The 11,106-nt window shown below is 55.9% G+C and carries 9 protein-coding genes; 2 read left to right on the forward strand and 7 right to left on the reverse strand.

Annotated elements, in window-relative coordinates; all coding sequences use genetic code 11:
- Window positions 1-2: 2 nt before the first annotated feature.
- The 7 genes from FIV46_RS14465 to FIV46_RS14495 all read right to left on the reverse strand — a co-directional run bounded on the left by FIV46_RS14465 (window position 3) and on the right by FIV46_RS14495 (window position 9,808).
- Window positions 3-1,466: a TIGR03016 family PEP-CTERM system-associated outer membrane protein gene (locus tag FIV46_RS14465; RefSeq protein WP_139941643.1), complete on the reverse strand. Its 1,464-nt coding sequence runs from the start codon at window positions 1,464-1,466 to the stop codon at window positions 3-5.
- Between the two features lie 23 nt (window positions 1,467-1,489).
- A complete protein-coding gene (locus tag FIV46_RS14470; RefSeq protein ID WP_139941644.1) occupies window positions 1,490-2,482 on the reverse strand; it encodes an XrtA-associated tyrosine autokinase in 993 nt (330 codons plus the stop codon).
- A 26-nt stretch (window positions 2,483-2,508) separates the two neighbouring features.
- On the reverse strand, window positions 2,509-4,104 hold the full coding sequence (locus FIV46_RS14475; RefSeq protein ID WP_139941645.1) for an XrtA system polysaccharide chain length determinant: 1,596 nt from the start codon (window positions 4,102-4,104) through the stop codon (window positions 2,509-2,511).
- 109 nt (window positions 4,105-4,213) lie between these two features.
- Window positions 4,214-4,825, reverse strand: coding sequence for an XrtA/PEP-CTERM system exopolysaccharide export protein (locus FIV46_RS14480; protein WP_379955564.1), 612 nt, complete (start codon window positions 4,823-4,825; stop codon window positions 4,214-4,216).
- Between the two features lie 279 nt (window positions 4,826-5,104).
- Window positions 5,105-6,964, reverse strand: a complete 1,860-nt coding sequence (locus FIV46_RS14485; RefSeq protein ID WP_139941646.1) for an asparagine synthetase B family protein — start codon at window positions 6,962-6,964, stop codon at window positions 5,105-5,107.
- 10 nt (window positions 6,965-6,974) lie between these two features.
- Entirely contained in the window at window positions 6,975-8,213 is a 1,239-nt protein-coding gene (locus tag FIV46_RS14490; RefSeq protein WP_139941647.1) for a pyridoxal-dependent decarboxylase, exosortase A system-associated, read from the reverse strand.
- 20 nt (window positions 8,214-8,233) lie between these two features.
- Entirely contained in the window at window positions 8,234-9,808 is a 1,575-nt protein-coding gene (locus FIV46_RS14495; RefSeq protein WP_139941648.1) for an acyl-CoA ligase (AMP-forming), exosortase A system-associated, read from the reverse strand.
- A 244-nt stretch (window positions 9,809-10,052) separates the two neighbouring features.
- Here FIV46_RS14495 and FIV46_RS14500 point away from each other — a divergent pair, with 244 nt between their 5' ends.
- The gene (locus FIV46_RS14500) at window positions 10,053-10,745 is read left to right on the forward strand and encodes a hypothetical protein (RefSeq protein ID WP_139941649.1); all 693 of its coding nucleotides are present in this window, start codon (window positions 10,053-10,055) and stop codon (window positions 10,743-10,745) included.
- Between the two features lie 107 nt (window positions 10,746-10,852).
- The gene (locus FIV46_RS14505) at window positions 10,853-11,101 is read left to right on the forward strand and encodes an acyl carrier protein (protein WP_139941650.1); all 249 of its coding nucleotides are present in this window, start codon (window positions 10,853-10,855) and stop codon (window positions 11,099-11,101) included.
- Window positions 11,102-11,106: the final 5 nt, after the last annotated feature.

The raw sequence follows: 11,106 nt of genomic DNA on the forward strand, positions 1-11,106 counted from the left end.
ACCTACAGCGCCGCCCTTATCGAAATGGAAATATAGTTGGACGGCCGGTTCAGCAAAGGCAGACGCGTACCGGACCGGTCTGAATAAACATAGGCCACAGTCGACGTCAGGGATTCAGAAATCCGGTAGGAGGCATTGGCACCGGCGCTCCAGAACTTGTCGTCAACCGGAACGAAAAAAGGAATGTCATCAGTGCCAAGATTATAGGTGTATTCGGAGTAGCTGAAGGAGCCATATACAGAGACCGTCAGCTTGGGACTTAACCGGCGCCCCAGGGAAGCAGATACCGTCGAGCGCTCCTCATCACGGGTCGCATATTCATTGGAATATCTCCTGTTGGTCCCGCTCAGGCTATAAGTCGTGCGCCCCCGTTCCCCCTGCAGGGAAACCTGCCAGGTTTTGGTCCGGACAAAACTGTCATCCAGGAACTCGGTCCCGTTGTTGGAAATCTGGCCGGAAAAGGGGTCAATGACAAAGGCATCAATCACTTCCAGTGTCTGGTAGGTTTCCAGCAGGTCGCGGTAGGTTACCGTCAGCTGCGCCTTCGGTGTGATCCGGTAAAAGGCGCTGAGAGAGAAGGTATCGCCGCGATACTGGTTGCCGTAGCGGAAGGAAATCGAGGTTCTCGGTCCGGGGACCAGACGGAAGCCCGCATCCCAGACCACATTATCGAATTGCACGAAGGCGCTGTTGGCGTCCCGGTTTTCATAGCCGAAGCTGCCCAGAAGGGACAGCATACGGTTAATCCGGTAACTGCCGTCCAGGCGGGTACCGTAGTTTTTATAGCTATCCGCGGAAACCCGTTGCTGGTCATTGTAATAGGCTGAATAGGACCAGCCGATACGGGAAAACTGACTGCCGCTGTCCACGGTCAGGCTGGTTCCCCAACTGGTGGCTTTTTGAAAATTTGAACCCGCCAGAAGCAGGCGCTCATCGTCATCGCTCCTCACATGCCGGACATTGGCCTCGAGGCGGGCATCGGCAAAAGAGCCAAAATGATGGGTCAGGTAGGGCCGAACCCTGTAGGTCTGGATTGTGGCGCGGTTCAGGGTCCGGCTGCCGTCCACGCTGGAAACAGCCCGGCGACGGTCCAGGTATCTCTGATTGACGTTGGCGCTGGCATCGACGAAAAACAGGTCTTCCGACAGTTCGGAATTCGCTGTGAAATTCAGGTTATGGCGGATTTCGTCCTTGTCGCCCGTCGCGTCGGGATAATAAAAATAGTTCGGTGTGTAATTCAGGTTCAGGTCCAGACGGGGGCCATCGGCCCTGACCGTGATATTGGGGGCAACCTGGGTAATAAAGTCGCCTTCCGCCTGGGCACTGTCCAGGTCCACGTTGTCGGTATAGGTCTCGATCACGGTAAGCGACGGCGTCACTTCCCAGTCGGCCGCTACACCGGCTGCGGGTGCAGCGAGCCCCACGAACGCCGGAAGAAAGACATAAGCGATTTTATTTTTACACATATTCCCGCCCCTAATTTTTATTATTAATGGTGGCCGTAGCCGTAATAGGATCCGAATTTCTTCTTGCCGCCCGAGAAACGCGATTTGTTCAGAAGCAGATTGATATGCTCACAGGAGCCGATCATGGACAAGGCTTCCTTGAGATCGATCTCGCGCGTTTTATCGGCTTCTACAACATACAGGACCTGTCCTACGCTCAGGGCCAGAACGGAAGCCGAGCTGCTGGCCAGAACCGGCGGTGAATCAATGATGATCACACGGTCCGGATAGCGCTTCGCCACTTCGTCAACAATCTCACCCATCCGCTCACTGGCGAGCAGTTCGGTCGTCAGGCGGTGCTTTTTCCCCGCCGGCAGAAGCGACAGGTTCGGAATATTGGTTCTCAGCAGGCAATCTGACAGATCCAGGCTCTTATCCTCGATCACATCGATCAGCCCCTTGTCCGCCTTGACCCCCAGGCGTTTCATCACATCGGGCTTTTCCACATCGGCGTCAATCAGCAGAACCGTCAGGTCCCGTTCCATGGCCATGCTCATAGCCAGGCTGACGGCGCAGAAGGTTTTGCCTTCATCCGGCTGGGTGCTGGTCACCATGATGATGTTGCCATTCTTGATGGCCGCATCACCCTTGGCAAAAGCATTGAGCAGCAGGCTCCGTTTAACGATCCGGAATTCTTCGGAAATAATAGAATGATCGGTTTCGAGAACCGGAATATTCTGCGCCCGAAGCTCGTCGAAATTGATATCGACGTGGCGGCTCCGACGCCCGTGTGACCTGGACACCGGTGCGGATGCAGCCTGTGGCTCAGCCATGGGCTCCGCTTGAGCAACCGGCTCGGCCTGAACCGGCTTTTCCGGGGCCGGAGCCGGTGCGGGTGTTTCTGAAGCTACCTGATTGGCAGAGGTCTGAGCAGCAGGTTCCGCCTTTGCAGAATTTTCAGCCGCTTTCCTGGCGGCCTTTTCCACAAGGCTTTCCGTTTTCTTCATCTTCTCTGCAGCTTTTTCGATCAAACTCATGGTTTTTCTTCTTATAAATTCAGAATTTACACTGTAGGCACGTAATAGTAATTCATCATTGCGTAAACGCTGACGCAGGAGATGAACAGTCCTGCCAACATGATGGAGAACAGGATCAGTTTACGTTTTCTGCCCCGCAGTTCCTGCGGAGAAGGAATGGCGGAAATACTTCCCAGCACCGGCAGGGACAGAATATCCCGCAACCGCTGCTCGGTTGAGAAGGTTGAATGCATCTGGCTCATCAGGAAAGCAACACCAACTCCTGCCCCGAGGCCGATAAACAGCACTGCAACCACATAAAGGAGACGGTTCGGACTGCTGGGTTCACGCGCTTCCTGTGGCGGCTCAATCACCCGGAACTGTACACGATCGGATTTGGTCTCCAGGTCCTGGGAAATCCGGGCCGACTCACGTTTCTCGAGAAGTTCGTTGTAGTTTCGCTTGATAATGCCGTAGTCCCGGTTCAGGCGGGCAAGTTCAGCCTCCACTTCCGGCACGCGCTGGGCATAAGAAGACAGCCGTTTGACCTCGTCTTCCTTCTGTGCAAGTCGCGCCTGCAGGCTGGCAATTTCACCTTCCAGTTCGATAATATTCATATTCAGCTGGTCGTAGACCGGGTTGGGCCGTACTCCGGCTGTATTCTGGAGTTTCTCGGTATCCCCTTCCTCCAGGGCCTTGGCCAGTTCAGCCTGCTCCTCAGCCATTTTGGCCTGCAGGTCCGCAATCTGGTTCATGATAATCTTCACGTCAGGATGCTGATCCTTGTAGCCGCGGGCATAAAGGTCATCCAGCCGCTGCTCCAGGATGGAAATCCGGTTGGCCAGGTTGCTGGACGTGGAAGGTCCTGCTCCGCCGATTGCCGGACCGGTGCCTGAGCCTGACGCCAGATAGGGCGGAATATTTTCCAGATAGGCTTTCATCTGTTTCTGTTTGTTGCGATATTCGCTGATCTGGTTTTTCACAATCGCAACGTCTTCCTGGGCCTGCTGCATCTGGTCGAAATAGGATTTCCCCTGGCTGGACAGGAAAGACATGTTTTTCTGCTTGAATTCGGCGGTCCGCTGCTCGGCAATTTCCATCTGCTCTTCATATTCGCGGATCTGTTCTTCAATGAAGCGCAGGGCAGAGGACAGGTCCTTGCGGCCCGTTGCCAGCTTGTCCTCGATGAAGATATTCAGGAGCGACTGGACAACTTTCTTGGCCACGGCCGGATTGCTGTTTTCATAGGAAATCTGGAACAGGTTGGCGGCGCCCTGGATATTGATTTTGATATCTTCGCTCAGGGCTTCAACCAGCTTTTCGGTTTCCTCTTCTGAGGTCACCGTCATATCGAGGTCGGTCATGCGAATAACTTTCTCGATATTGGGACGGCTGATCAGGGTCTGGCGCATCAGGCGAACCTGGTCATATACGTTATTGGAAACGGTCAGGCCTTTCATCAGGGGCTTGAGCATGGTTTCCGCATCCACATGAATCCGGGCACTGGATTCATATTTGTTGGGAATCTGGGCGACATACATCCAGCCCGCAATGCAAACCACCCAGGAGACAGCCAAGGCAAAGTGCCGCTTGCGCCAGACACCATATAAGATGGAAAGTAACTGTTGATATAATTCCTGCATGTCTTTCTCGATATCCCAAACCTAGTAACTAGTTTTCCACCTTCACGGCGCCCCCCGACGCCGGCGGAAGATACGAACCGGGCGGAGTTCCGCCCGGCCCTTTCAACTCTTAGAAGAAGCTTTCCGGAATAATGACCACGTCACCCGGGTTGATCTTCACATTGGCGCTGGTATCGCCGTCTTTCAGAAGATCATCAATACGGACGTTATATTCCTTCTGTGTACCGTTTTCGACACGCGCCAGAACCGCCCGGTTACCGGCGGCAAATTCAGTGGTGCCGCCAACAGCAATCATCAGGTCCAGAAGCGTCATATTGGCGCGGTACGGAATGGCCTGCGGCTGTGTTGCAGAACCGACAACGCGCACCTGCTGGGCGAACGGGCCCTGGAAGCCGCTGACGATAACGGTCACAATCGGACTCTGGATATATTCAGCGAGTTTTTTCTCGATATCCCGGGCCAGCTGGGTCGGTGTGCGGCCGGTGGCGGCCATGTCATCGATCAGAGGCACGGAGAAACGTCCGTCCGGGCGTACTGTCACGCTGGTGGAGAGCTCAGGGTTACGCCAGACAAAAATCTCCAGATTGTCAAGCGGGCCAACAACATAAGGCTCACCCGGCCCCTCATTGATCGGCACAAAACCTGCTGACGGCAGACCGCCGTCTTTTGCCCCACAACCGGCCACTGCCAGCAGACCAAGAACCATAGCCAGCTTGGCCATGGCGCCACGGATATTTGTGATTTTAAATTTATTCTTATTCACAGCACATTCCCTTCCATCTATTACAATTCTTTATTGATGCCCCTATCAAGGTCACCCCAGTATGCATTCTCAACCTTATGTTTAGCGCAAAATTGTTAAATTAATGCAAACATGTATGGTTTTTTAAATAGGACAGTTCGTCTCCGCTGGTGAAATCTGCGCCTCACCCCGCTCGCGCTGCATATTACATCATATGTCCTACAAAATCCAATTATGATAATATTATAGTTAACGTTCCTAATAGTGAGTCTTAAGCCACATTTCCAGCATGGCGAGGTCCCAGGCCAGTCCCGCGCCGGGGTCATCAGGGCGACTGCACGAGGCAATCACTTCGTCCAGGAAATCATTTTCCAGATAGCCCCTGCTCTTGAAATCCGACACATTATCGGTCACCAGGTCGTTCAGCTTGCGGTCCTGGTGAATCCAGACCATGAACGGCAGGCCGAAACCGTGCTTTTCCTTGGTCAGGGTCTGGTCCGGCAGGAATCCTTTCATGGCATATTTGAAGAAATCCCGCAGCTTGTAGCCGGGCAGCATCACATCGACCGGAATGCTGGCGGCGAATTCCACCAGTTCATCCTCCAGGAAAGGATAATGCACATCCACGCCAGCCAGCCGGCACATCTGGTTGACCTTGCGCAGGTCATTGTCGGCCAGGGTGATCTGCATGTCCATATGCATCATTCGCTGCAGCATCTGGGTATTTTCATGGCGATGATAGGTCTGGCGGATCAGGTTCAGTGGCATTTCCACATCCAGGCCCTCGCGACATTCCGGACGGAAGATGTCCAGCGGCTCGACCCCGGCAATAAAGCTGTAGGAATAGAGCCGTTCCGGCATCGGCGTGGCGTACCTGCGGGCCAGGCTGCGCGCCTTGGACACCACCGGGATATGCTGCATGCCCGGCAGCGCGAGGATGGGCTCCATGAAAAATTTCCGGAATGGCGCCGGAATGACCGCATATTTCTCGATCTTTTTCATCATGACATAGCGTTCATTGCCGGCGAATATCTCGTCGCCGCCGTCCCCGGCCAGAAGGGTTGTCACCCCGCTGTCCCGCGCCATTTTGGCACAATAGTAGGCTGCCACCGCCGAGTGATTACCGTAAGGTTCGTCATAGATGTCAGCGATCTGCGCCATAACCTTTTCCACGTCACCCGGCTCCATGAAATATTCATGATGATCGGTGTGGAAATGTTCCGCCACCAGCCGCGCATAGCCGCTTTCGTCATACCGGGATTCATGAAAGCCAATGGTGAAGGTCTTGCCGTCGCCATTATGTTTTTTCAACAGGCCGGCGACCGTGCTGCTGTCCAGCCCGCCGCTGAGGAACGCGCCGAGATGGGCGCGGTCCGTATCGCCCAGCACTTTTTCGAAACTTTTGTCCAGCAGGGCCCACAGCGCGTCCTTCCACTCCTTGGGATTGCCGGAGGTCTCGGTGGTATAGGGCATGGACCAGTAGAACCCGGTTTCGGCCCGACCATTGGAGAATTTGACATACTGGGCCGGTTCCAGCTTCCGCATCTGGTCATAGATCGAGGTCGGCGACGGAACGACGAAATAGTAGAGATAATTGTACACCGATTGCGGGCTGATGGTGGTTTCCAGACCGGGAAACAGCCGTACTGCGTCAGTAACGGTGGAAAAGATGAAGCTTCCCCCCGGTCCAACGGCATAACTGAGCGAATTGATACCGGTGCGGTCAATGGCGATAACGGCTTCGCCTTTTTCCTGATCGGTCAGCGCCGCCGACCAGGGGCCCTGCATCAGGGTAAAGACCTCGACGTCATGACGGCGATAGCCCTCGATCAGGGCGGCCGCGTCATTGTCGCTCTTCGCGATGGTAGCAAGGTCCCTGTCCTGCCAGCGCACGATCCCCGACACCGCGGCCTGTACCGGCCCTTTGACCGCCAGTGTTCCATGGTTGTGCGTCGGCACAACGGCCAGCGCCCCCCCGGAGGAGGCGAATTTCCGGATCTTGTCCCGGAGATGTTGTTCATGCTCCGCCCGGATCAGGCATCCGGCCATTTCGCCGATCAGTACGCCTGAGGCGCTTTCATCACCAGCATGCCCCTGCCAACCTGTGAGTCCAGTCATCCGGGTCCCCTTAAACCAGTATTTCCTTCGGCGCCTCGTGGCCGAGGAAGGCCGTCGGGCTGGCGGTCAGTCCGTAAGCGCCGGACTGGAACAGGACCACATAGTCCCCGATTTCCGCCACCGGCAGTTCCATTTTATTGCCCAGCAGGTCAAGCGGCGTACAGAGGCAGCCAACCACGCTGGCCTCTTCTTTTTCGCCCGCTGCCATGCGGTTGCCGATTTCCACCGGATAGTTCTTGCGAATGACCTGGCCGAAGTTGCCGGAGGCCGCCAGATGATGGTGCAGGCCGCCGTCGGTCATCAGGAAGGTATGGCCGCGGGAAACCTTGCGATCGACAATCTTGCTCACATAGATGCCGGCCTCGCCGACAAAAAAGCGGCCAAGCTCGATTACCACTTCCGCATTGGGCAGTTTTTCCTCAAACGCCGGCAGCAGCTCGCCAAGCCCGGCCCCGGCCGCCTTCAGGTCGAGCGGTTCTTCGCCCGGGAAATAGGGAATGCCGTAGCCGCCGCCGATATTGACGGTCGGCGGCTCGCAGGGCGCATCACCGGCCAGCCGGATCGCCAGATCAAGGGTTTTTTCCTGGGTTTCCAGGATGCTGTCGACGCGCAGGTTCTGGGAGCCGCTGAAAATATGAAAACCCTGGAAGTCCAGGTCCAGTGCGGCAAATTCCTTCAGCATGTCCGGCACCTGCTCGGCATCGACGCCGAACTGTTTCGGGCCGCCGCCCATTTTCATGCCGGAAGATTTCAACTCGAAATCCGGATTGACGCGGATCGCCGCTTTGGGCCGGATGCCCTGCTGTTCGCCAAAGGCGGCAGCCCGGCGCATTTCACCGAAGGATTCCATATTGAGTACCACCCCGGCCGCCACCGCCTGGGAAAGTTCCTGGTCGGTCTTGGCAGGCCCGGCAAAGCTGATCAGTTCCGGTGAGGTGCCGGTGTCCAGCGCCACCGCCATTTCCCCGCTGGAGGCCACATCCAGACCGTCCACCAGGGAGGCCATGTGATGCACCACCGCCGGCATCGGGTTTGCCTTCATGGCGTAATGAAGCTGCACCTGTTTCGGCAGATATTTGCGCATCTCCTCGACCCGCGCCGTCATGAGGCGGCGGTCGTAGGCGAAGAACGGGGTCGAGCCTACCCGGTTGGCGAGGCGCGACAATTTGATCCCGCCGAGGGTGATTTCGCCATCAACGACAGGATAACCTGTGATTGGTGCATGCTGCGGTTTTTTCTTTTCCGTCAATGCCTTGATCCTTGTTTTTCTTATTTCGTCACTTCAGCGGCAATGGCCTTGCGATCAATTTTTCCGTTCGGGTTACGCGGCAGAGAAGTCCATTCTATGATCTTGTGCGGCACCATGTAGCTGGGCAGTTCCGCCCGGCAATAGGCCAGCACGGCGTCCTCGTCCAGCTTGGCGCCTTCCTTGCCGGTGGCGACAATCCAGATGGCCTGCCCCAGTTGTTCATGTTCCACGCCGATGGCGGCGATCTCGCCGATCAGGCCGCTGGCATAAATGGTTTCTTCCAGTTCGGTCGGGCTGGTCCGGTAACCGGAGGTTTTGATCATCTCGTCCCGGCGACCGACAAAATAGAGGAACCCGTCCTCGTCCTTCTTGACGGTGTCCCCTGACCAGACGGCGATTTCCGGCATCGGAATACCCTCTGGCTGGCCCGGGGCCGGTTTAAAGCGTTCAGCGGTCCGTTCCGGATCATTCCAGTAGCCCAGCGCCACCAAGGCGCCGCGGTGTACCAGTTCCCCCGGTTCCCCCGGATCACACGGCGTGCCGTCTTCGCGGACCACCATGATTTCCGCATTGGGAATGGCCTTGCCCATGGAGTCGGGGATCCGGTCCACTTCCTCCGGCGGCAGATAGGTGGAGCGAAACGCCTCGGTCAGGCCGTACATCAGATAGATATCTGTCTTCGGCAGCTTCTGGCGGAAGGATTTGGTCACATGAACCGGCATCCGGCCGCCGGTGGTGGCGATATAGCGGATATTGTCCACCGTCTCCGGGGGCCAGTCCATGTCCACCAGCTGGATCCACAGCGGCGGCACACAGGTGATCCCGGTAACGCTGTGCTTGGCCGCCTGGCGGATCACATCCCGCGGCAGCAGGTAATTCATCAGCACCACCGTGGCGCCGACCCGGAATGCCGTGGTCAGCTGGCTGAAGCCGGCATCGAAGCTCAATGGCAGAACGCTCAGGATCTTGTCTTCCGGTGTATTTTTCAGGTAGGTGGACACGCTTTCCGCCCCGACAATCAGGTTGCGGTGGGAAACAATCACTCCTTTGGGCATGCCGGTACTGCCGGACGTATAGAGGATGGCCGCCATATCGGCGTCAATGACCGGATGGCCGACGCACTCACGTCCCTCGCCGGTCGCCATAAAGTCTTCCCAGGAGCCGATCCCCACATCCAGTTCCGGCAGACTGTCGGGTATTTTCCCAACCAGAATCACCTGCTTGAGATCGCTGCAGTCCTGCAGTTCCTCGGCCAGCCCCGCCAGCCGGTCGGCGCTGGTCACCAGATAGCGGACATTGCAGTCGTTCAGGATATAGGCCACCTGGCGCGCCTTCAGGGTCGGGTTCACCGGGACGAACACGCCGCCAGCCTCCGAGGCGCCAAAAACCGTGACAACGGTCTCGATCTGTTTCGGCAGGAACACCGCCACGCGGTCGTTTTTCGCCATACCGGCGGCCATTAATGCCGCACCGAACACACCGTTCAGCCGGGCAAACTCACCGTAGGATACTTCCTCTGCCTTGAACACAATCGCCGTATGGTCCGGACGGCTGATCGATTGCTTTCTGACAAAATCCGATAGCTTGTTTATCATGATGAGAGAATTCTTTTTCTTGTTACAGTTGGACCGTAAGATAGTGAAGAATAGTTAGAGAAATATGAACAGCTTACAAAGAAAAACCAAACCCGTTCAATAATTTCCCGTCAAATGTTAACACGCCCCTGACAAACCATATTAACCATAATTTGAATGCTTTCCATTTTTATTTTATTAACGTAAGTCCTGTAGAAGCGGAGACACGCAAAGGACAATAAGAATAACGCTATGGACAGGCCAAATGTTTAACTGGTTCAGAACCTCCTTTCAGCAGCTCGGGGTATATTCCACATTTTGTTATGGGGCAGATGTCATTCTGTGCCGACTGGGGATCGGTTCCGTTCACCGCTATCTTTATTATACCCAGCCGCTCGGGAGTCTGGTCAAACCGGCGCGCCGGAAAAGCGCGTTCGAGGTGGCGGAACTGACAGCCGACAACGAGGCTCTGCGCGAGCTTTTGGGCCAGGACGTACTGGATTATCGCTTTGGCCAGCAGGCCACCTGCCTTGCCGCCCTGAAGGAAGGCCAGATCGCCGCCCTGCTCTGGTATACCGCCGGGCCCTACAACGAGGATGAGGTCCGGGCCACATTCGTGCCGCCGGCAAACAATGCCTGGGATTTTGGCGTCCATGTGGAACCGGAATTCCGCATGACCCGGGCCTTCATGACGCTGTGGAGCGAGGGAGCGCGCCGGATGACCGAGCGCGGGCTCGTTAATTCCCTGAGCCGGATCTCCAGCTATAACCCGAACTCCAAACTATCCCACGCCCGGATGGGTGCCCGCGAAATCGGCCGGGCCACCTTCCTCAACATTGGCCCGCTGCAGATCTGCTGGTCTTCAGTGCCGCCGCGCTTTGATTTTTCCCTGAGCCGGAAAAAGAAACCTGTTTTTAATTTTTCTGCCGCATTATCAAGGGCGTTACCTGGGGAATAAGCCGGATTTCAGGAATTTTTGTTCGGCCTTTATTTCGCAGGACGCTTATAGTATAAGGGCTCGTTTTTAGCTGTAGAATTTAATGACCAAGAGAACAAGGCTGTAGAATGTCAGTAATTGAAGATGTAAGGGAAGTGCTTAAAGCAACACTTCAACTTGGCGACCGCGCCAACGATATCGAGGCGGATACGCCCCTGCTCGGCAACTTGCCGGAGCTTGACTCCATGGCCGTCGCCATGCTGGTTACCTCTATCGAGGAACATTTCGACATCTACATCGAGGATGATGAAATCAGCGCCGAAACTTTTGAAACCTTCGGTGCGCTGTGCTCTTTCGTGGAAGAAAAAGCAGCCTGATCAAG

Origin of the sequence: Emcibacter nanhaiensis, assembly GCF_006385175.1 — a bacterium.
GTDB lineage: Bacteria > Pseudomonadota > Alphaproteobacteria > Sphingomonadales > Emcibacteraceae > Emcibacter > Emcibacter nanhaiensis.